Genomic DNA, 22,112 nt, shown 5'->3' on the forward strand with positions numbered 1-22,112 from the left:
GGTCGCTGGTGAACAGGACGACCGAGACGGTCATGGAGCTACTTCCCCTCACGTGAGTCACTCATACCCCCTGTTCCGTCGGTACGGGCCGTACGGATGCGGTACGGGAGATCCGCGGCACCAACGGGAATCCCCGGAGGGGTCTATAGGCTGACCGCGTGACCAGTTCAGATGACGGCGGTACGGCTCCGGGCCCCGCGGACCTGCGGGCCTTCGCGGTGCAGCTGCGACGCATGAACGGCGAGATCAACCGGCTGGTCCACGGGTTCGCCACCGACCAGGGTCTGCACGCGACGGACATCCAGGCCCTGGCCGCCATCCTGGACGCCGAGACACCGCTGACCCCCGGCCGGCTGCGCGACCATCTGGGGCTGACGTCGGGCGCCGTGACCGCGTGCCTGGACCGGCTGGAACGGGCGGGGCACATCCGCAGATCGCGCGAGAGCGCCGACCGCCGGGTGGTCCATCTGCACTATCTGGCGGGCGCCAGATCGGCCGCCCGGAGCCACTTCCGGCCGCTGGCCGAGGCGACGGAGCGGGCGCGGGCGGGCTTCAGCGAACCCGAGCTGGCCGTGGTCCTGCGCTTCCTCGCCTCGGTCAACGACGAACTGACCGAGGTGCGTTCGCCCCGCCGCTGAACACCACCGGCCGCGACGCCCCGAATCCCACCTCCCGCACACCCGGCCACGCGCCGGGAAACCCCTGATCTAAAGTAGTTCAATCATTGAGATTGTTCAGCATTGAGAGACCTGCCCGGTGCGCCGGTCCTCATGTCCCCGGGAGAGGTATGCCCACCACCACCCGCGTCGCCCGATGGCTCGTCCCCGCCGTCCTGCTGCTCACCTGGCTCGGCATCGGCGGCACGCTGGGCCCGTACGCCGGGAAACTCGGCGAGGTCGCCACCAACGACCAGGCCGCCTTCCTGCCGCGGAACGCCGAATCCACCCAAGTGATCGACGCACAGCGGGCCTTCGACCAGGAGGAGACGCTGCCCGCCGTCGTCGTCTGGACGGCGGACGGCGAGGCCGGCACTCCGCTCGGCGACGACCACCGCGCCGCCGCGACCCACGCCCTCGCCTCCCTCACCGGTACTCCGGGAGTCGTCGGCACGGCGTCCCCCGCCCTGCCGTCCAAGGACGGCGAAGCACTCCAGGGAGTCGTCCAGCTCAGGCCCGGCCTCGGCGACGGACTGCCCGACGCCCTCGCGCGGATCCACGACGCGGCGGCGGCCGTACCCGGCACCACCGTCCAACTCGCGGGCCCCGCCGCGAGCCAGGCCGATCTCTCCGACGCGTTCGCCGGAATCGACGGCCTGCTGCTCGGTGTCGCCCTGCTCACCGTCCTGGTCATCCTGCTGCTCGTCTACCGCAGCGTGCTCCTCCCGCTGATCATCATTGTCGGCGCCGTCCTCGCCCTCGGACTCGCCTGCGCCGTCGTGTACGCGCTCGCCGACCGGGACGTCGTACGCGTCGACGGCCAGGTGCAGGGCATCCTCTCGATCCTCGTCATCGGCGCCGCCACGGACTACGCCCTCCTGCTCACGGCCCGCTTCAGGGAAGAACTCGCGCTCCGGCCGGACAGGACCACCGCGATGCGCGCCGCCCTGCGGCAGTCCGCCGGCCCCGTCACCGCCAGCGCCGCCACGGTGGCCCTCGGTCTTCTCGCCCTGCTGCTGAGCGACCTCACCAACAACCGCGCGCTCGGCCCCGTCGGCGCGATCGGCATCGTCTGCGCCGTACTGAGCACCCTGAGCTTCCTGCCCGCCGTCCTGGTGCTCCTCGGCCGCGCCGCGTACTGGCCCGCCAAGCCCCGGCCCACGGCCGGCGACCAGGGTGAGCGGGGCGGCTACGGCGGGCACGGCGTATGGACGCGCGTCGCCGCACTCGTCGACCGCGCGCCGCGCAAGGTATGGGCCGGCACCCTCGCCGCGCTGATCGCCTGCGCCGCCTTCGCCCCCACACTCACCGCGAAGGGCGTGCCCCTGGACGAGATCTTCGTCAACGACGCCCCCTCCGTGGCCGCGCAGCGGACACTCGGCGAGCACTTCCCCGGCGGCTCCGGCAATCCGGCCGTGGTGATCGCCGACGCGGGCGCCCTGCCGCGGGTGACCGCGGCGATCGAACGGACCGACGGTGTGGCGGACGTCAGCCCCGCGACGGCGTCCGGCAGGCCCGGCGGCCCCCCGCTGGTCGTGGACGGACGCGTACGCGTCGACGTGACACTCGAAGGCGCCGCCGACAGCGACGCGGCCAAGGACACCGTGGCCCGGGTGCGCGCCGCGGTACACGCCGTACCGGACTCGGACGCGCTCGTGGGCGGCTACACGGCCCAGCAGTACGACACCCGGGAGACCGCCGGGGACGACCGGCTCCTCATCGTGCCGGTGGTCCTCGCGATCATCCTGGCCATCCTCGTCGTACTGCTCCGCTCACTGCTGATGCCCGTGCTGCTCGTGGCCACGGTCGCGCTCAACTTCGTGGCCACGATCGGCGTTTCGGCGCTCGTCTTCCGACATCTGTTCGGCTTCACCGGCACCGACTCCTCCGTCCCGCTCTACGGTTTCGTCTTCCTCGTGGCCCTCGGCGTCGACTACAACATCTTCCTCATGTCGCGGGTCCGCGAGGAGTCGCTGCTGTACGGCACCCGGCGGGGCGTCCTGCGCGGACTGACCGCGACCGGCGGTGTCATCACCTCGGCCGGCGTCGTACTCGCCGCCACCTTTGCCGCGCTCGGGGTCATCCCGCTGGCGTTCCTCCTCCAGATCGCGTTCATCGTCGCGTTCGGCGTCCTGCTCGACACCCTCGTCGTCCGGTCACTGCTCGTGCCCGCGCTCGTCAGGGACATCGGCCCCACCGCCTGGTGGCCCGGAGCACTGGGGCGTGTCCGCGAAGTCCCGTCCGGCCCATGACGCCTGGACGCCCGCCCTGCGGGCGGACGACGCTACTTCGCGGACACGCCCCAGGCCGGATGCCGGACACCCGGCCGGGGGACTCCCACGGCGCCGAGTCACCCGAAGGGGCGTACCGCTGACGCGGCTGACCGCCGTCCGGCGGACGAGCGTGGTGGACTGAGGCGCGCCACCACACCTCCGCGCGGGGCGGCGCATCCGAACTCCCCGTCCGATCCGAATGAACGGTGAACACAGCCGTCCGACGAGAGGAGAGTGGACACGATGCGCCGTATCGGGGCGGGGAGCGGCCGGTGAAGACACTCGACGGACCCACCGACCATGTCGTGGTGGTCGGCGCCGGACTCGCCGGACTCTCCGCCGCCCTCCATCTCCTCGGCGCCGGACGCGCCGTCACCGTGGTCGAGCGCGGTACCCGGCCCGGCGGCCGGGCCGGGCGCGTCGAACACGGCGGCTACCGTATCGACACCGGCCCCACCGTCCTCACCATGCCCGACCTCGTGGACGAGGCCTTCGCCGCCGTCGGCGACACACTCGCCGACCGGCTCGACCTCGTCCCCCTGCACCCCGCCTACCGGGCCCGGTTCGCCGACGGCAGCGCGCTCGACGTCCACACCGGCGCCGACGCGATGGCCGCCGAGGTCGAACGCTTCGCCGGAGCCCGTGAGGCGTACGGCTACCGGCGGCTGCGCCACTGGCTGGAGAAGCTCTACGCGGTCCAGATGCGCCGCTTCATCGACGCCAACTTCGACTCACCGCTGGGACTTCTCCACCCCGACCTCGTCCGGCTGGCCGCACTCGGCGGCTTCGGCCGGCTCGACGCCCGTATCGGATCCTTCATCTCCGACGAACGCCTGCGGCGGGTCTTCACCTTCCAGGCCCTGTACGCCGGCGTCCCGCCCGCCAAGGCCCTGGCCGCGTACGCCGTCATCGCGTACATGGACACCGTCGCGGGCGTCTACTTCCCGCGCGGCGGCATGCACGCCCTGCCGCAGGCCATGGCCGACGCGGCGGCGGACGCGGGCGCCGACTTCCGCTACGGCCACGACGTCAGCCGGCTGGAGCGCTCGGCCGGCGGGACCGGCGACCGGATCACGGCCGTCGTCACCGGCCGGGGCGAGGACCAGGTACGCATCCCCTGCGACGCCGTCGTCCTCACCCCCGACCTGCCCGTCACCTACCGCCTGCTCGGCAGGCCGCCGCACCGGCCGGTCCCGCTGCGGTTCTCCCCGTCCGCGGTGATCCTGCACGCGGGCACCGACCGCACCTGGCCCGGACTCGGCCACCACACCATCTCGTTCGGACGGGCCTGGAAAGGCACCTTCCGGGAACTGACCCACACCGGGAGCCTCATGAGCGACCCCTCGCTGCTCATCACCCGCCCCACGGCCACCGACCCCTCCCTCGCACCGCCCGGCCGCCACCTCCACTACATCCTGGCGCCCTGCCCCAACACCCTTGTCGGGCCCGGCGTCCAGGAGTGGGCGGACCTCGGTCCCCGCTACCGCGACAGCCTCCTCACCGAACTCGAACACCGCGGACTGGACGGACTCGCCGCCGCCGTCGAGGAGCAGTGCCTCGTCACTCCCGCCGACTGGGCGGCCCAGGGACACGCGGCCGGCACCCCGTTCTCCGCCGCCCACACGTTCGCGCAGACCGGCCCCTTCCGCCCGCGCAACCTGGTGCGCGGCACCACGAACGCCGTGCTCGCCGGCTGCGGCACCACCCCCGGAGTCGGTGTCCCCACCGTCCTGATCTCCGGCAAACTCGCCGCCGCCCGCGTCACCGGCGGCGTACCGCGGGGACGGCGCCGGTGACCGACCGCGAACTCGACGCCGCCGGCATCGCCGACCCCGCCCTGCGCGCCGCCTACACCCGGTGCCGCCGCCTCAACGCGCGGCACGGCAAGACCTACTTCCTCGCCACCCGCCTCCTGCCCGTCGGGCGCCGCCCCGCCGTGCACGCCCTCTACGGCTTCGCCCGCTGGGCGGACGACATCGTCGACGACCTCGGATCGCCCGCCACCACCGCCGAACGCGCCGGCCAACTGGCCGCCCTCCAGGAGCGGCTGGCCGCCGGACTGCGCTCCGGACACAGCCCCGAACCGGTGGTCAGGGCGCTCGCCCACACCGCCGCCGCCTACGGCATCGACCACCGGCTCTTCACCGACTTCATGGCCGCCATGCGCGCCGACCTGACGGTCACCCACTACGCCACCTACGACGACCTGTGCGGCTACATGCACGGCTCGGCCGCCGTGATCGGGCTCCAGATGCTGCCGGTGCTCGGCACCGTCGTCCCCCGCGAGGAGGCCGCCCCGCACGCCGCCGCACTCGGCATCGCCTTCCAACTCACCAACTTCGTCAGGGACGTCGGCGAGGACCTGGACCGCGACCGGGTCTATCTGCCAGCCGATCTGCTCGCCGCCCACGGAGTCGACCGCGAACTGCTGGAGTGGAGCCGTACCACCGGGATCCGGGACCGGCGGATCACCGCGGCGCTGAAGGCCGCCGTCGCCCTGACCCGCGGCGTCTACCGGCGGGCCGCGCCCGGCCTCGGCATGCTCGACCCGGTGTCGCGGCCGTGCATCCGTGCCGCGTTCGTCCTGTACGGGGGGATCCTCGACGCCGTCGCCGACGACGGGTACGCGGTGCTGCACCGCCGCGCCGTCGTGCGCCGCCGCCGGCGGGCCGTCGTGGTCGTCGACGGACTGGTACGGGTGGCGGCGGCCCGGACCCGGGCCGCGACGCGCGTCCCCGGCACCGGGGTCACCACCGGCGTACAACTGACCCGGCGGCGCCCCGGCGCCGCCGTCCACGAGGAGGTGGCATGAGCGCTCGCGGCCGAGACAGGCGAGGGCGGTACCCGCTGCGACTGCGCCGCGGGTCGGTGAGCTGGGAGCGCCAGAAGCCCAGTTGGCGCGAGGCCAGGCCGGCACTCATCGCGGAGGCGCTGACCGAGGCGCGGGCCCGGCCGTCCGGCAACTGGTACGTCATCGGCGCCTCCCGAGACGTACGGCCCGGCCGCCCCCTCGGCCGCACCGTCGCGGGCGTCGAACTGGTCGTGTGGCGCGATGAGTCGGGACAACTCGTGGCCGGCCCCGGCGCCTGCCCGCACCTCGGCGCACCCCTCAAGGACGGTCGGGTCCACTGCGGCACCCTGATCTGCCACTGGCACGGACTCGCCCTGGACGGCGGGCCGTTCGCGGGCTGGGAGCCCGTACCGGCCCACGACGACGGGGTGCTGGCGTGGGTACGGCTCGACCGGGCGGGCGGCGAGAGCCCCTTGGACCGGCCCGTCGTCCCGCCCCGGCCCGAGGCGGCCGGGTCCGTCGACGCCGTCTACACCGGCTTCGGGGTGTGCGAGCCCGAGGACGTGGTGGCGAACCGGCTCGACCCCTGGCACGGAGCCTGGCTCCACCCGTACTCCTTCGTGGATCTCACCGTTCTCTCCACCCCGGCGGAAGGCGGTGAGGGGTTCGCCGTGGACGTCTCCTTCAAGGTGGCCGGGCGGGTGGTCGTCCCCGTACGCGCGGTCTTCACCGCGCCCGAGCCACGCACGGTCGTCATGCGCATCACGGAAGGCGAGGGCCGGGGCTCCGTGGTGGAGACCCACGCGACGCCGCTCGGCCACGACGACCGGGGCCGGCCACGAACTGCCGTGGTGGAGGCGGTGGTCGCCGCTTCCGACCGCCCGGGCTTCACCGCGGCCCGCACCGCCGCCCCCGCGCTGCGCCCCCTGATGCGCGCGGTCGCGGGCCGCCTGTGGCGGGACGACCTCGCGTACGCGGAACGCCGCTGGCAGCTGCGGAGCACGGGTCGCTTTCCCGGCTGAACCGCCCCATGCCGCCCTCAGCCGTCCTCCGGCAGATGGAAGTAGACGGTGCCCGACCGCCAGGGACCGTCCGGTGTCGTCTCCGACTGGATCACCACGTCCTGGATCTCGACGGGGCCGAGCGCCTCGACGCTGTCGGCCAGCCGCCGCAGCAGGGCCGGAACGCTGTCGCAGCCCGGACCGGCGGGGTTGGCCTGTGAGAAGTGGCGTACGGTCCAGTGCTTCTGGGGCTCGGTCATGGGCAGAGGGTAAGACCCGCCGACGCCCGGCCGCGCGTAGGTATCCGTACTCATGCTCCCGGCGCACCCCGCCCGGCAGGGTGCTGGACATGAGCAACCTGCCCGTCGCGCCCCCGGCCTTCGACGCCCCGGTGAAGGCCCGCGTGCAACGCGGCCCCGACGTGGGGGCGTCCTGCGCGCTGGTCTTCCTTGAGCTTCTCGCCCTGGCGGTGATCGTCGTCGTGTGGCCGTTCCTCGACCACTTCGACCTGGACCCGGCCTCCGACACCGAGACGGTGTCCCTCTGGCGCTACCTGCCCGCCCTCGGCGGCGTCGCCGTGGTGGCCTTCGTGGCCACCGTGCTCGCCGGCCGGGCGCGGGCCACGGTGACCGCCGTCAGCCAGGGCGCGATGGCCGTGCTCGTCACCCTCGCCTTCTTCGCCGGAGCCGCCCTCCAGTCCCATCAGGACGCGCGCGACCGCCCCGTGGTGGGGGCGGCCTCGACCGGCCTTCCTCTCACTCAGGTACGGGCAGGCACTCGGTGAGCAGGCCGATGACGTCGTGCCAGGCGCGTTGCGCGTGCTGTGGGTGGTAGCCGACGCCGGGGACCGTGGGGTGGTCGACTGTGGGGTGGTGGAAGGCGTGCAAGGCGCCGCCGTAGACCACGAGGCGCCAGTCGACGCCCGCGGCCTGCATCTCGGCGGTGAACGCGTCCCGTTGCGCGGGCGGCATGATCGGGTCCTCCGACCCGACCCCGGCCCACACCGGACAGCGGATGCGGGCCGTCTCGCCCGGCCGGCCTGTGGTCAGTGCGTTGACTGTGCCGATCGCGCGCAGGTTGACGCCGTCGCGCCCGAGTTCCAGCGCGATGGCCCCGCCGGTGCCGTAGCCGAGGGCGGCGATCCGGTCGGGGTCGCTCCGCGGTTCGGCGCGCAACACGCCGAGCGCCGCGTGGCCGATGCCCCGCATCCGGTCGGGGTCGGCGAGCAGCGGCAGGCAACGGGCCAGCATCTCCTCGGGATCGCCCAGGTAGCGCCCGCCGTGCATGTCGAAGGCCAGTGCTACGTACCCCAGTCCGGCGAGCGCATCGGCCCGGCGGCGCTCGACGTCGCTGAGCCCCATGCCCTCCGGTCCGACCAGCACCGCGGGCCGACGTCCGACACCGGCCGGGAGCGCGAGGTGTCCGATCATCGTCAGGCCGTCGGCCGGGTACTCGACCGTGCGCGTGGTAATCGTCGTCATGAGACTGGACCGTAGCGATCGCCGAGCCCGGTCGGGCCGCTGTTCTGCCGCCGGCAGAACACCGTGGCCACCGGTCTCACCGCTCCGACTGCTCCGCCGGCCAGGAGCCGGAGCAGGCTCAGCGGCCGAACCGTGACTGCAACTGCTCGGGGAGACGTTCGCCCTGGATCCGGATGTTGGCCGCGGCCTCTTCGATCCGACGCAGGTCGCCGGTTGTCAGCTCGATGTCGAGCGCGCCCAGGTTCTCTTCCAGTCGGTGCAGCTTGGTGGTGCCGGGGATCGGCACGAACCACGGCTTCTGCGCCAGCACCCAGGCGAGAGCGATCTGGGCCGGGGTGGCTTCTTTGGCGTCGGCAATCTGCTGGAGCAGGTCGACCAATACCTGGTTGGCCTGCCGTGCTTCAGGGCTGAAGCGCGGTAGCAGGCGGCGGAGGTCGTTGTCGGCCAGCGACGTGCTCGAATCGATCTTGCCGGTCAAGAATCCTTTGCCGAGCGGACTGTAGGGCACCAAACCGATGCCCAATTCCTCCAAGGTCGGAATGATTTCGGTTTCGTGCTCGCGCATCCAGAGCGAGTATTCGCTTTGCAGCGCCGTTACCGGCTGCACGGCGTGGGCGCGACGAATCGTCGCGGCACCGGCCTCGGACAGGCCGAAGTGCTTCACCTTGCCTTCGGCGATCAGCTCCTTGACCGTGCCGGCCACGTCCTCAATGGGCACATCGGGGTCGACGCGGTGTTGGTAGAGCAGGTCGATGCTTTCGGTTTGGAGACGCTTGAGCGAGGCCTCGGTCGCGCGGCGGATCTGCTCGGGTCTGCTGTCGACCCCGGACATCGGGGTCGGCCCGTCCTCGCCGTGCTTGATACCGAACTTGGTGGCGATCACCACCTGGTCGCGGACCGGTGCCAGCGCCTGACCGACCAGCTCCTCATTGGTGAAAGGGCCGTAGACCTCGGCGGTGTCGAAGAAATTCACGCCGTGGTCAACGGCCGCCCGCAGCAGCTTCGTCATCTCGGCTGTGTCTTGTGGCTGACCGTAGAAGAAACTCATGCCCATACAGCCGAGCCCGAGAGCCGAGACCTCGAGGCCCTGCCCTAGTTTGCGTTGTCGCATGAGAAATGCTCCTGGGATATCGATCCGGAACGCCGGCGAGACCTTGGTGATACCGGCGTGCTTTCAACGCTATGACCTTGGAGTGCACTCCAGGCAAGCGGAAACAGCCGCTCCCGGTCATCGGCGCCGGGCCAGCCGGACCAGCGCCCGCAGACCGGCCGACCTTCCCCTGTCCGGTACGGTCCACAGCGTCTGACCCCGCACACCCCACCCCGCCAGCAGTGCGTTGGCGGCCAGGAAGCCCGTCGTCGCCGCGCGTTCCATCAGTGCCACCGGCAGGTCGGTACGGACCAGGTCGCCCGCCACCACGACGGCCGGGTCCGGGGTGCGTACCGTGGGGCGGTCGCCGTAACCGCCCACCGGGAACAGCGGACAGTCCGACCGCCACTCGTGCCGCGCGTCGACCGTCCTCGCGTCCCGCGTCTCCGGATACACCCGGTGCAACTGCTCGACCAGCAGCCTCTGTTGGGCGGCCCGGTCGGCGCCGGGGCCGACCGCGTACGCGTGCAGCTCGACCACCGAGCCGCCAGCCCGGCTCGCCCACCGGGCCGCCTCGTCCTCCCAGCGCTCCAGCACACTCACGTTGTCGAGCCCGCCGAACCCGCTGGTCCCGAGGAAGCCCGGCCGGTCGGCGGCCACCGGACGGTCCAGCCACAGCCGCGACACCAGGAACGGCGGGGCGCTGCGCAGCCGTCCGATCCGTGCCCGCCACCGCGCGTCGCACAACCGGGGTGACGCGGAGACGACGTGCCGCAGCCCGCCGCTGTCCAGCGCCAGCACCACGGCGTCGTACCGCCGTGACCGCCCGCCCGCCGTCACCGTGACACCGCCGCCGGCCACCGGTGTCACCTCCTCCACCGCCGTACCGGTACGCGACTCGACACCGTGCGAGGCGAGATACGCGCCCAGCGGCTCCCACAGGGCGGCGGGGAAGGGCGCGTTCGGTACGTCGAAGAGCAGCCCCTCGCTCGACCCCAGGAAGTAGATGTGGAACATCAACACCAGTTCGGCGGCGGACAGTTCGGCCGGGTCGGAGAAGAAGCTGCGCGAGAACACCTCGAACGCCAGATGCCGCGCCGTCTCCGGAAAGCCGATCCCCGACAGGAAGTCCTCGGCGCTGACCCTGTCCAGCTCCTCGTACACCTCGGGCACCCGTACGTCCAGGAGCGGCAGCGCGGCCCTCGGATCCATCCGGGCCAGATCACGCAGGCCGAACGTGGGGCTGAGCGCGACGAATCCGAGGGCGCTCCACGGCGGTGTACGCGGGACCCGGGCGAAGCTGTCGTACAGGCCCCCGCTGTGCAGCAGCGGATAGTCCGGCAGGCCGCTCAGCATGCCGAGGCCGGGCTCGGCCCGGCGCAGCAGCCCCCGGAGGTTGTAGTACTGCCGGAAGAAGGCGTGGAAGCCCCGGCTCATGGTGGCCGTCGAGCCGTCGGCCAGCGTGACGGGCCACCCGGCCAGCCGCCCGCCGAGGGCCTGTTCACGCTCGTACAGCGTGACGCGCGTCCCGCGCTCCGCGAGCGCGGTCGCGGCGGCGATGCCCGCGACACCGCCCCCGACGACCGCGACGTGCGGGCCGTCACCACCGGTGAACCGGCGCCGCCCCGGCGCCGCGTGAACCACTCGGGCGCGACGGTCCCGGCCCCGGCGCGGCGCGGTCTGGCCGCTCACCGCGAGCGCCCCACGAAGGTGTGCACGATGCCCGTCTGCCAGCCCGGCATCGGCAGCACCCGCACCTCCGCGAACCCCGCACGCCGCAACCGGTCGCCGAAGCCCGACGCCGTGTCGAACTCGACCACGCTGCGCCACAGATGCCGGTAGAGGTCCGCGTCACCGGCGAGCCGCCCGGCGGGCAGCACGACGCCCCTGCACACGGCCGTCCACACCGCGCGGTCCACGGCGCGCCCGCCGAGCGCGTACTCGTGCACACCGAGCCGGCCGCCCGGCCTGAGCAGGGACCGTACGACGGCGAGCGTCCCGTCCGGGTCGGTGACGTTGCGGAAGAGATACGCGGCGAAGACCGCGTCGAACGGACCGGAGACGCCCGTGTCGGCCAGCCGCTCCACCGGCGCGTGGACGAACGAGACACCGGCCGGCCACCGCTTGGTGGCCGCCCGCGCCAGCATCCCGGCCGACGCGTCCACCGCGACGATCTCGGCGTGCGGGGCGGCGGCCAGCAGCGCGGCCGTCGAGGCGCCCGTCCCGCAGCCCAGGTCGAGCAGCCGCAGGCCGGCGCCGCCACGGGGCAGCCGCAGGCGCCGCGCGGAGCGCCTGAGATGCGCGTGGTAACCGGGGTTGGCGGCGACCAGCCGGTCGTAGCTGAGTGCCGCGTGGTCGAACGCGGCGGCGAGTTCCGCGTCATGGAGGAGCGTCATCTGACAGCCGTCTCTCTTCGGTGTGGTCGGACTCATCGGTCGGCCGCCCGCCGTCTCGGCAGCCACGGCAGTTCGGCGACGGTGCGCAGCATCGGACCGACCGGCGTGCGCAGGCCGATCGCGACGTCCTCGTACGGGCGGGTGTCGCCGTCCAGGAAACGGAGCAGGCGCGACATCGGTACCCGACCGAACAGCCCCTCGAAGAACGCGGCCCCGTCGATTCGCCCGCTGTCCAGCCCGCGCAGCAGGACCGCGTCCATCGCCCTGGCCCGCGTACCCGGCCGGCGTGGTACGCGGCGGCGACGGCGCGCGCCTGCCGCTGCGCGGCGGCGAAGGTGTAGCCGGTCGACGGGCGGGTGGCCCCGCCGGCGGTCCCGATACGGAACACGGAACGGCCCGCGCGGCGCGGGAAGCGCCCGTCGGTCATCGGGATGACGCCCCGCTCGGTCGCGGTCACCTCGAACGGGCCCAGCCCGAGGACGTGTTCGGTGTAGTGCCGCAGCGCCCGGTCGTACCCCGCGTCGTCCAGCACCTCGCGGGAGAACTCGGTGTACTCCACCAGGGCCTCGTGGGTGCTCGTCGGCAGAACGTATCCGAAGGACAGTCCGTGCGGCGGCCGCGGAGTCCGGAAGTCCATCAGATCGGCGGTCCGGGGGTCGAACACCGGCCGCTCGGTACGGACGAACCAGCCGCGGAAGTGCTGGAGCAGCGTCGTCCGCGCGGGCGGCAGGACGCGCGGCGGACGCGAGTCGAAGACCCAGCGGCCCCGCAGCGTCAGCGCGCTTCCGTCGGCGGCGACGCCCGTCACCTCGGCGCCGGACGCCGTGTCGTGGACGGCGTCGATCCGGGCCGTCACCCGGCGCGGCGCCCCGGGTCCGGCGAGCCGCCCGGCCAGCAACTCCTCGAAGGCGCCCGACCGCAGCATCTTGTAGCGGAACGGGGCCGGCCGCCCGACACTCGCCGTCCCGTCCCGTCCCCGTACGCGCAGCGACTCCCACGAGGCGGACAGCGCACCGTCGAAGTCACCGGGGGAGGCCTCCCAGAAACACCAGGTCCGCTCCGGCGGCCGCAGGGGGCCGGCGGGGGCGTCGACCAGGGTCACCTCGGGGACCGGGCGGCCCGGGGGAGGGGTACACAGCCGGTACACGAGCGAGAGACCGGCCGCGCCCGCGCCGACGACGATCACATCCGTGTCCCGCACCACCACCGTGCCTCGCCTCCGCCCACCAAGCTGTCGAGCTGTCGAGCTGTCGAGCTGTCGAGCCGTCAGGACGTCAGCATCCCGTATTCACGGCCGACTTGGCCGCAGGCGGCGCGGGAGGCGTGGCCCGCTACGACGAGGCCGACGGAAGCTTGAGGTCGGTGCAGCCGTGCTGCTTCGCCCTGCTCTCGGCGAACGCGACGAGCGCTTCCCTGGCGAAGGTGTCCGCCGCCTTGTCGATGTGGACGTACGCGACGGGCACGATCCGGAAGACGGCCCGGGGGCCGTCGTCCGGGCACCGGGCGGTCGCCCAGTAGTAGCCCTCGCTGCCACCGGCCCCGCGCTTGAACGCGGTGGCGTCGGAGTCGTCCGAGCGCAGCCGCTGGGCGAAGGGTCCGAACGCCGCCTCCAGGTCGAGCAGCGGCTCGCCGCCGTCCTTCAGCTCGCCCAGTACACAGCGTTCGAGAGGGGACGTCCCGCTCGCCGGGGCGTCCTTGATCCACTCCACCCACTCCTGGTCGCGCAGCGCGATTCCCTGGCAGGTGCCCTTCGCGTCGATGCGCGACCCCCACTCGACCGCCGCGGGCAGACGCGGTATTGGGCCGCCGGCCTTCGCGTCGCAGTCCCAGTCCGCCGCCGCCCTGACCGCGGTCGCGGTGACGAGTTCGGCGATGCCGTGGGCCCGTGAGGTACCGGCCTCGTTGTCGTCGTCCGCGGTCACCACGACCGACCCGGGCTTGTTGCCGCAGGTCAGAACGGCAGCTGTGTTGACGAGGTCGGTGTAGCCGCGCCATCCGCCGCCGAGCGGTATGGGCGGGGAGTCCCCCTCGGTCTCGTCCAGCCGGTCGAAGACGTCGGAAGAGTCGCCGTTGAGCGTGGAATCGGGGATCCGGCCGATGGTGAGATCGAGGCCCGCGACCGTGCACATGTCGTAGCCGGCCTCGTACCCGTTCGCCCGGTGGTCCCGCGTCAGCAGCTCCCCGTCCATCCCGGTGAACCCGGCGGACTCCTCGTACGGGATCAGCCCCTCGCAGAACGTCTTGAGGCTCTCCTCGTACCGCCAGCCCTTTCCGGTGTCGCTCATCCGGTACCACCCGTAGCCGGCGGCGAGCGCGAGTGCCAACGACAGTGCCACGTAGGGGGCCCAGCGGCGTACGACGGTCTTCACTGGCTGTCCTTCAACTCTCTTCTCGCTCTGACGGGTTGACCCGGAGGGGGCGTCGCGCGGGCGGGACCGGATCCCGGTGGCCCCGGCGGCGGGCCGCGCCCGGCCGGCAGCGCAGCAGCCTGCCCAGCACCAGGAACCCGCCGCGGAGCGCGCCGTGCCGGTGCAGGGCCTTCACCGCGTACGTGGAACAGCTCGGCGTGTACGGGCAGCACGGCGGCCGGGCCGGGCTGATCTCCGTCCGGTAGTGCCGTACGCCCGCGTACAGCGCACCCGCCGACCGTCCCGCGGGCCGGGGCGCCGCCGGGTCCCGGCCGGACGAGGGGCGGCGCAACAGGGCGAGGAAGACGGCCGGCAGCGCGCTCAGCCACATCTGGGGGCAGCACTGCCGGCACATGACGCACTGGTCGGCGGCCCCTTCGAGGCAGCTTTCCTTGTCCTTGTCGCGAGGCCCGTCGTCCCCGCTCTTGTACCGGCCCTGCCGTTCACCGGCCCGGCCGGGCCTTCTCGACGTCGCCACAACGCCCTCCCCGTTCCCGGCGGATCATACGTGCGGGCCCCGGACCTGCCGGAACCAGGGCCGCACCGTCAGGCCGGGCAGGCGCCCGCCCCCGAGCCCCGGTAGGTGCGATGGACGGGCAGCGGATCGCCGCCGTCCCGTGGCGGCGGGAACTCGACGACGGGCACGGGCTTGCAGACGGCCCACTGGTCGTTCGCGTCCGGGCCCTCGAAGCCGTACGTCCCGGCGGCGCCCACCAGACAGGACGTGCACGTGCTGCCGGAGATGCTGGGGATGACGAGCGTGTGGTAGACGTCGTCCTTCGACGGGAGATACAGGCCCCCGCGCGTCCGGCTGTCGTCCTCGTTCTCGTTGATCTCCGTGAACGTGCGGTCCACGGCGTCGGCGAGCAGCGTGAAACCGTCGTGGTACATGACGGCGTACCCGTCGTCCAGCGGCTTCTCGCCCAGCTCGTGATCGTCGTCCAACTCGTTGAACGCGTCCAGGAACCGGCCGAGTGCCTTCTTCGGCTCGGCCCCCTCGGCCCACCACGCGGGGTCGACGGCGGACGCGTCGACGATCGTGGCCCGCGCCTCCTCCAGCCACCGCCTCGGCGCGTCCGCCGTGAGGGTGGGCTCCAGCCCTATGCCGACCTTGAGGATCCGCAGCTGCGAGGTACGGCCGCAGTCGCCCTCCTGCGCGAGACGCGCGACGAAGGCCGGCAGGTCCTGGTCGCGGCCCGCGAAGAAGACCGTGTCCGACTTCTCGTTGCAGATCTTCTGCACGGCGTCGGTGAACCGCTGCGGAATGCCCTCGGCGGTCCCCGACGAACCGATGAAGTTGGAGCTGTGGTTGGACAGGTCGTACGTGCCGTTGAAGTGCTGCTCGAACACGGCACGCAGATTCTTCGAGTAGACGTCCTCGTCACGGTTGTCCCAGACGAGGAAGCCCTTGCGGTCCTGCGGGTTCCTGTCCAGATAGAGCTTCAGCGCGCGGGCGAACTGGTCGTTGTTCGGCGAGGTCTTGAAGAAGTACGTGGAGTTCATGTCGGCCGAGGTGATGACCGGCCCGACGGTGGGGATCCTGAGCTTGCTCAGCGCCGCGATCGTGTCCCGCGTCTGCGGCGTACTGCTCGGGATGCCCGTCACACCGACCAGCGGCGCGCTCCTGTCCTTGGCCAGTTCGGCGAGCCGGCCGACCACGGGCTCCCACTGGTCGAGATTGCGCCCGTCGGGCGCGAGGAGCAACTGGTAGTGCGGTCCGCCGAAGGCGTTGGCCTGCCGCTGCGCCGCCAGCGCGCCGGCGAGTCCCCGGCGGATCATGTCCGTCGTCATCGCGCTGTGCTCGTCCGCGGTGAAGGGCATCATCAACGCGATCCGTACGTACGGGATCTTGGGGCCGCTCGACGGCGACTCCCAGCCCTCGCGCACCCGTTCGTTCTCGTCCGCCACCGCCTGGACGAGGCTCGCGATCTCCGGGTCCGCCTCGAAGGCGCCCGAGGTGACGCCGATACAGTCACCCGCGATCTCCTCCAGGTCCTCACCGCACGGGCCGGGACCCCGTACGAGGTTGGCCAGGACCGTGATCACGACGGCCGTCAGCGCCCCCAGACCGAGGACGGCGAGCCAGTCGACCGGACCCCATTCACGGGGGTGCCGGCGCAGCAGCCGGACCAGCATCGTTCTCCTCCTCACTCACCGGGGACGGGTAACGGGCGCTTCTTGCGCGCCGCGACGGGCCAGCTGCGGGCGGCCTGGCCCAGCACCGCGTGCCAGGACCGGTGCCGAGGCGAGAGGTACGCCAGCTCCTCGCCGATCGCCCGGCACATGTCGGGGTCCGGCTCGGCGTGCGGCTGCGACACGTGCCACAGGGCGTGCAGCAGCCGGTTGACGCAGCGCTCGATGTCGTCCAGCTCCGCGTACCGGCCGTCGTGCGCGCCGAGCGCGACCTCGGCCCGCTCGTCGGTCCACTCGCCGTCGGGCGGCGTCGGCGGGGTGGGCGCCGTCGCCGCGTACCGCAGGCACACCACCCAGTGCGTGGCGGCCTGTTCGTCCTGCTCCGACTGGAACTCCTCGGCCAGCGTGGCGACGACCCTCTCGGCGTTCCCGGCCGCGAGCGTGTGCCGCAGCGCGTCCGCCTCCCCGCTCTCACCGCGCTGGGTGTGGTGTATCCGCAGGAACTGGTGGATCTCCTGCCAGTTGCGGCCCGGGTCGGCCCTCCGCGAGGTGCGCCGGGCCTCGTGCACGAGCAGCGTCTGCAACAGCGCGTCGGCGACCAGCGGCTCGTCGGGACTGGTGAGCCGCTGCCACTGCTGCGCTTCGAGATAGTCGGTGGCCGAGTTCGCGGGCAGCTGGTCGGGCCCCTGGAACCGCAGATGGGCCGCCAGTGCCTCGGCCGCCGTGCTGTCGCGGGCGAGGGACAGCAGGGTCAGCCGGTCACGCTGGCGCCGGTCCGGCAGCAGCCGCTCCAGCAGCACCTCGGTCACCGCGCGGCCGTCCCGCGTGGTCAGTTCCAGCAGCCCGCGTGGTTCCACGGCGGCGCCCCGCTCGGTGGCGTCGAGGACCGCCGCGCACAGCAGAGTGGTCGCCGCGGGATGCCCGCCGGTCAGCGAGTGCACGGCGGAGGCCAGATACGGGTGGAGCGGCCTGGCCGGCCGGTCCGGCACCAGCAGCGGCAGGATGTCGTCCCGGCTCAGCGGCGGCAGCGGCACGGCCAGCAGACCGGCGGACGGGGCGCGGCCCCGGCGCTCCCAGCCGGACGACTTCACCAGGTCGGGCAGCTCACGCACGGTCGCGGCGCCGTCCTCCTCCGGCAGTCCGCCGAGCCGGGTCGCCACCACGACGACCTCCTCGTGGTCGGGGCGTACGGGCAGCGCGCGGTTCTTCAGGAGCAGATCCAGGAAGACCCGCCCCGCCGTCAGATGCGCGTCGTCGAGCAGCACGAGCGGCCAGGGTTCGCGGTTCCACCGCTGGAGCCTGCCGTACGAGGCGGCGACGTCATGCAGGAAGGCGGCCATCAGGGTCTGCTCGGCGAAATCCCGGTAGTCACCGCCCTGGTGGAACCACTCCCCGAGCAGCGGCAACGGATCCTGCCCCTCCGCGCCCGGCGGGAAGCGGCGCGCGTACCACTGACGGGCGGCGGCCGGACCGTACCGCTCCGTGTACTCGGCCACCACCGCTCCCGTCACCGCCTCCCGGTCCCACCGCGCGTCGTCGGCCCGCGCACCCTCCGCCCGGCCCTCGACGGCGGTGGCCCAGGTGTGCCGCAGCGTGTCCTCGTCCCCGTCGGCGAGCCGGCACGCCAGGAGCAGCCGGGCGTGCAGCAGACAGGTCGCGTCCCGCTGCTCGGAGTTCCCCCGGTCCCAGCCGGACACCGCGAACAGACCCGGCGTCAGCACCGGGAAGCGGCGCCGCAGTTCGGGCGCGAGAGCGCACACCAGCTCCGCCAGAAGGCCCACGAGGGTCGACGCCGTGGCGGCCTCACCCGTGGCCGGGGCGTACGGCGGCGTACCCGACTCGGCCGGCCCGACCCTGACACGGGCCAGCGGGAGCCGGCCCCGGTAGTGCGCCGCCAGATCCGCCAGGACGGCGCTGCGCCCCATGCCGTGCTGACCCGTCACCAGCACGACCGGCAGATCACCCTGCGGCTCCCGGGGCGTACGGGACCTCTCGTCGTACGTCAGACCGGTCAGCCGGGGGACGAGCGAGCGCAGCAGCGGATCCCGGCCGTGGAGCGGTGACGTGTCCGATGAGCGCATGTGGTCGTGTCACGCCCCTTCGTCCGTCGCTGACCGGCAGCCACGAGCCCGGAGCTGGGCGGTACCGCTTCCCCGAGACACCAACCGCTGATTTCCCTGTCAATTCAGCCTGGAATCAAAGAACTTAACCCCCGGGTAGGCTCCTCGCCAGGCCGACACCACACTCTGTCACCTGGTTGTGACAGGTGAGACTCGGTATACGCGGCCGCGAAACGAGGTGCGCCGGTGTCAGGGATGCGGATGGATGTCGAGTTCGACGCTGTCGGGCAGCGTGTCCGCGCCGCGGATCTCACCCGCGTACGAGAGCCGGACCAGGCGCAGCCGGCGCAGCCCGGCCAGTGAGCCCAGATCCAGCTCGGATACCTGGGACAGATGAATCTCCTCAAGTCCCGGCAGCCGTCTGGCGATCCGCCGCAGAGGCACCGGCGCGCCCGGTCTGGCCCGTACCGTCAGATGGGTGACCTGCGGGATCTCCGTACGCGGCGCGAACAGCAGCATGCTCAGCTGCTGCGGCGACAGGGTCAGCCGCCGCAGATCCGGCAACTCGCCGAGCAGCGAGCCCCATTCGTCGGGCGTCACGCGATCACTCGCGTCCTGGAGCCGCAGCTCCTCAAGCCCCCGGCAGTGCACGATCCCCGCGAGCTGCGCCGCCGCGGGCGGCAGGGACAGCAGCCGCAGCTCGGCGGCGCGCGGCAGATCGGACAGCCCGCGCCACGGCACCTCCGCCCCCACCAGCAGCCCTTCCAGCGCCGGGCAGTCCGACAGCTTCAGCAGCGGCTCGAACTGGGGGAGATCCCGCAGCTCCAGGCGCCGCAGCCGCGGCAGCCGGGTCAGTGGCGTCGGATCCTTCACGTTCCGGCAGCCCTGGAGCGCCAGTGTCTCCAGCTCCGGATAGACGGACAGCAGCTCCAGGTCCTCCAGTTGGAGGGTGTTGTGCAACCGCAGCTCACGCAGCCGGCGCGGGTTCAGCGAGGTACGGATCTCCTCGGGGCCGAAGTCACCGCGCAGACTGACGCGTTGATAGCCGGACATGGTGCGCAGGGCGTCCAGCTCGGCGGGCGAACGTACCGTGACGGCCTCGTCCGGGCCGGTCTCCAACAGCGGCCGTACGATCTCCTCGGCGTACACCAGTGTGTCGAACCGGTCCCAGTGGTCGAGGAGTTGAGCCCGTACGGCGGACTGGCTCGTGCCCAGGAACTCGCGCAGCCGGGGGATCGCCGCGTCCCCGCCGATCTGGCATATGGCGTGGACGGTGGCCAGTTCCTCGTCACCCTGAAGATCCTTCGCCCGGGGCAGCAGACCGAGCAGCAACGGCCCCGTCTGGGCCAGCGACCTGGCCTCGCGCAGACTGCGCGGCGGCAGCATCCGCGCGGCCCGGTCCTCGATCGCCTCACGCACCGTCGGCTCCAGCCGGGTGGCCTGTTCGAGGGAGGCGAGGGCGAGCAGCCGCAGCCGGGCCTGCACCGCCGCGTCCTTCTCCCGGTCGCCGCGCTCCCGAAGACGGGTCAGCAGATCGGCGCGTTCCTGATGTCTCGCCTGAGCGACGGCCATCTGCACCACGTCCTCCCACTGGTCCACGTGTGCGTTGTTCACCAGCATGCCCATGTCGCGCTCCTCCAGCACCGCGCGCGCACCGAGGAAGTCCTGAAACGTCCGGTGGATGAAGCTCACCGCACCCGTCGCGGGCTCGCGCAGCAGGCCCGAGCGCTCCAGCAGAAGTTGCAGTGCCTCCTCCGGCGTACCGACCTCGGCGAGACGCGGTACGGACGGCTGCAGTCTGCGCACCACGTCCACCGCGTCCGCCCGCTCCAGCTGGGTGCGCTCGTTGCGCAGCAGCCAGTACGCCAGCCGCTGGAGCGGCTCCGTCGCGGACTTCTGGTCCAACTCGGGCCGGTGACCCCGCCCGTACACCTCCCGCTCCAGGTCACGCCGCTCCAGCAGCATGGAGAGCGCCGCCTCGTACAGCGAGGCGCGGCCCTGGGGCAGGAAGCCACGGCGCTCCCGGTGCAGGGCACACATCAGCGCGCACATCAGCGGGTTGGTCGCCAGCCGGCTCAACTCGGGGCTGCTGCGCAGGGACTGGGTCAGCGACTCGCCCAGCTCCTCCGTGGCCCGCGCGGCCGTGTGCCAGCGCCGGATGAACTGCCGCATGTCGGCGGGGCGCATCGCGGTGAGCGTGAACTCCTGGAAGCCCTCGCGGGCCAGCCACTCCCGGTCGAGGGCCGACGGGCGGGAGGTGAGCAGCCACAGATTGCCGGGGAAGACGGCGATCAACTTCTTGAGCCAGGCCCTGGCGCGGGCCCGCTCGCCCTTGGGGATCTCGTCGGCCCCGTCGACCAGCAGCACGCCGCGCCCGTGCTGGAGCACCCGGGCCGCCCAGCCGTCGGGCTCGGTGCCCACCAGCGGACAGCCGATCCAGCGCAGGAAGTCCTCGGGCATGGGCAGCTCGGTGTCCTTGCGCACCAGCGCGCGCAGCGGCAGCACGAAAGGCACCCGCCCGTACAGTTGCGGCAGCCCGCCGGGCACCCGGTCCTGCTGCGCCGTGGTGAGGGCCAGCCACTGGACGAGGGTCGTCTTGCCGGTGCCGGCGACCCCGCGCAGCAGCACCCGCTCATGACTGGCCAGCAGCCCCTCGGCGGGGCCTCCGGCCCGCTCGGTCTCCGCGTCCCGGTCGGCGCCCGCCTCGCCGCCCAGCACGGGGACCGGGTCCGCGCCGCCCCGGTACGGCACGGCCTCCAGGCTCAGATACGCGGACTCCAACGGCCAGTCCTGGCCGTCCGGTTCGCGCAGGTCGACACCGTAGATCGTGAGCCGGCCGTGGCACTCGACGACATAGCGCGCGTACGTCTCCTCGAAGTCGGTGTCCTGTCGGCTGAGGTCGGGCAGCCGCTCCAGCAGCCGGTCCAACTTGGCGCTCTGCTCGCGCAGTTCGCGGCTCTGCTCGATCTGGGCGCGGGCCGCGAAGCCCGGCTGCCGGCTGAAGAGGCGTACGAGATGCACACACGCCGTTTCCAGGAGCCGGTCGTGGAAGCGGGCGGCGTCGTCGCTGAGGAGGCGCCGGGTGTCGGGGCCCGCGCGCCGGGACAGTTCGGCGGCGAGCCGCTCGGGGCCGAGCCCGAAGGCCTGGACGTCGTCCATGTCGAGATCGCCGAGCGCGTGGAGCGTACGGGTCAGGGCCTGGCCGACGGCGTCGTGCTCGTCGGCGCCGACCGGCGGATCGTGCGGTCCGGCCGCCCGGACGGCGCGGCGCACCAACTCGCGGGCGAGCTTGTGCAGATCGTCCTCGCTGAGAGTGCGGTGCTCCTTGCCGAAGGCCACCATCCGGCGGATCGGGATCGGCCGGTCGGCGAACTCGGCCTCCGGTGCCTTGGCGGCCGGCAGTAACAGCCGTTTGACCACCGGTACGACCACCGCGGACGCGATCCGCAGCCCCACCACGCCGCCGTCCACAGCAGCCCCCTCCGTCACCCGCGCCCAACCGCCCCCTGTACGGGGCCGGTTCGGCCGTGCGGGGTCCGTGGACCCCCGTACCGGACTCAGCGTAGCGGCGGGAACCCCGGCCGGGTCAGGGCTCACACGGGTCGCGCGACGAACGCGCGCCGTCGCACGCCCGGCGCCGACCGCACCGACCGCACCGACCGGGAGGGCCGGTGGTCCGCACTCCCGGCGGCGGGAACCGAAGGTCATGGGTCAGGCGATCGGTTTGGTCTGGGTGCAGTTCTTCCACTCGACCCAGGGGCGGGCGCCGCCGTTCTTGGGGCCGGTGGCGTACGTGGGCGTGCCGGTGATGGTCTGGTTCTTC

At 72.7% G+C, this 22,112-nt stretch carries 16 protein-coding genes and 1 pseudogene; 6 read left to right on the top strand and 11 right to left on the bottom strand.

The features are described 5' to 3' along the window. Positions 1–158 precede the first annotated feature (158 nt). The 5 genes from BHU15_RS31795 to BHU15_RS31815 all read left to right on the top strand — a co-directional run bounded on the left by BHU15_RS31795 (position 159) and on the right by BHU15_RS31815 (position 6,742). Complete coding sequence (locus tag BHU15_RS31795; RefSeq protein WP_023536750.1) at positions 159–638, top strand: MarR family winged helix-turn-helix transcriptional regulator; 480 nt, start codon at positions 159–161, stop codon at positions 636–638. A 149-nt stretch (positions 639–787) separates the two neighbouring features. After that, entirely contained in the window at positions 788–2,908 is a 2,121-nt protein-coding gene (locus BHU15_RS31800) for an MMPL family transporter (protein ID WP_069630298.1), read from the top strand. A gap of 293 nt (positions 2,909–3,201) precedes the next feature. Then, a complete protein-coding gene (locus BHU15_RS31805) occupies positions 3,202–4,725 on the top strand; it encodes a phytoene desaturase (RefSeq protein ID WP_069630299.1) in 1,524 nt (507 codons plus the stop codon). Then, positions 4,722–5,741, top strand: coding sequence for a phytoene/squalene synthase family protein (locus BHU15_RS31810; RefSeq protein ID WP_069630300.1), 1,020 nt, complete (start codon positions 4,722–4,724; stop codon positions 5,739–5,741). The genes BHU15_RS31805 and BHU15_RS31810 overlap by 4 nt, the downstream gene beginning before the upstream one ends. Next, on the top strand, positions 5,738–6,742 hold the full coding sequence (locus tag BHU15_RS31815; RefSeq protein WP_069630301.1) for a Rieske (2Fe-2S) protein: 1,005 nt from the start codon (positions 5,738–5,740) through the stop codon (positions 6,740–6,742). Before BHU15_RS31810 ends, BHU15_RS31815 begins: the two co-directional genes overlap by 4 nt. Before the next feature lie 17 nt (positions 6,743–6,759). Here BHU15_RS31815 and BHU15_RS31820 read toward each other — a convergent pair whose 3' ends face one another. Then, the gene (locus BHU15_RS31820) at positions 6,760–6,981 is read right to left on the bottom strand and encodes a hypothetical protein (RefSeq protein WP_069630302.1); all 222 of its coding nucleotides are present in this window, start codon (positions 6,979–6,981) and stop codon (positions 6,760–6,762) included. Positions 6,982–7,070: 89 nt separating this feature from the next. Between BHU15_RS31820 and BHU15_RS31825 the strand changes: the two genes are divergently transcribed. After that, positions 7,071–7,505: a DUF6234 family protein gene (locus BHU15_RS31825; RefSeq protein WP_069630303.1), complete on the top strand. Its 435-nt coding sequence runs from the start codon at positions 7,071–7,073 to the stop codon at positions 7,503–7,505. Here BHU15_RS31825 and BHU15_RS31830 read toward each other — a convergent pair. From BHU15_RS31830 to BHU15_RS31875, 10 genes and pseudogenes are all read right to left on the bottom strand, one after another. Beyond that, complete coding sequence (locus BHU15_RS31830) at positions 7,477–8,202, bottom strand: dienelactone hydrolase family protein (protein ID WP_069630304.1); 726 nt, start codon at positions 8,200–8,202, stop codon at positions 7,477–7,479. The genes BHU15_RS31825 and BHU15_RS31830 overlap by 29 nt on opposite strands. A gap of 118 nt (positions 8,203–8,320) precedes the next feature. After that, entirely contained in the window at positions 8,321–9,313 is a 993-nt protein-coding gene (locus BHU15_RS31835; protein ID WP_069630305.1) for an aldo/keto reductase, read from the bottom strand. Between the two features lie 117 nt (positions 9,314–9,430). Beyond that, a complete protein-coding gene (locus BHU15_RS31840; RefSeq protein WP_069630306.1) occupies positions 9,431–10,984 on the bottom strand; it encodes an FAD-dependent oxidoreductase in 1,554 nt (517 codons plus the stop codon). Continuing rightward, positions 10,981–11,688 carry a class I SAM-dependent methyltransferase gene (locus tag BHU15_RS31845; protein ID WP_069630307.1) on the bottom strand — a complete coding sequence of 236 codons (708 nt, stop codon included), beginning with the start codon at positions 11,686–11,688 and terminating at the stop codon, positions 10,981–10,983. Before BHU15_RS31845 ends, BHU15_RS31840 begins: the two co-directional genes overlap by 4 nt. 32 nt (positions 11,689–11,720) lie before the next feature. Then, positions 11,721–12,889: pseudogene (locus BHU15_RS31850) on the bottom strand (lycopene cyclase family protein). A 130-nt stretch (positions 12,890–13,019) separates the two neighbouring features. Continuing rightward, positions 13,020–14,057 carry a hypothetical protein gene (locus BHU15_RS31855; protein WP_069630308.1) on the bottom strand — a complete coding sequence of 346 codons (1,038 nt, stop codon included), beginning with the start codon at positions 14,055–14,057 and terminating at the stop codon, positions 13,020–13,022. A 10-nt stretch (positions 14,058–14,067) separates the two neighbouring features. Continuing rightward, positions 14,068–14,574, bottom strand: a complete 507-nt coding sequence (gene yidD, locus BHU15_RS31860; RefSeq protein WP_255293257.1) for a membrane protein insertion efficiency factor YidD — start codon at positions 14,572–14,574, stop codon at positions 14,068–14,070. Positions 14,575–14,642: 68 nt separating this feature from the next. Continuing rightward, the gene (locus tag BHU15_RS31865; protein WP_079128509.1) at positions 14,643–16,232 is read right to left on the bottom strand and encodes an ABC transporter substrate-binding protein; all 1,590 of its coding nucleotides are present in this window, start codon (positions 16,230–16,232) and stop codon (positions 14,643–14,645) included. A gap of 11 nt (positions 16,233–16,243) precedes the next feature. Beyond that, entirely contained in the window at positions 16,244–18,310 is a 2,067-nt protein-coding gene (locus BHU15_RS31870) for an amino acid adenylation domain-containing protein (RefSeq protein WP_069630309.1), read from the bottom strand. Between the two features lie 228 nt (positions 18,311–18,538). Beyond that, the gene (locus BHU15_RS31875) at positions 18,539–21,760 is read right to left on the bottom strand and encodes an NACHT domain-containing protein (RefSeq protein WP_069630310.1); all 3,222 of its coding nucleotides are present in this window, start codon (positions 21,758–21,760) and stop codon (positions 18,539–18,541) included. Between the last annotated feature and the right edge of the window lie 352 nt (positions 21,761–22,112).

Origin of the sequence: Streptomyces niveus (assembly GCF_001723055.1) — a bacterium.
Taxonomy (GTDB): domain Bacteria; phylum Actinomycetota; class Actinomycetes; order Streptomycetales; family Streptomycetaceae; genus Streptomyces; species Streptomyces niveus.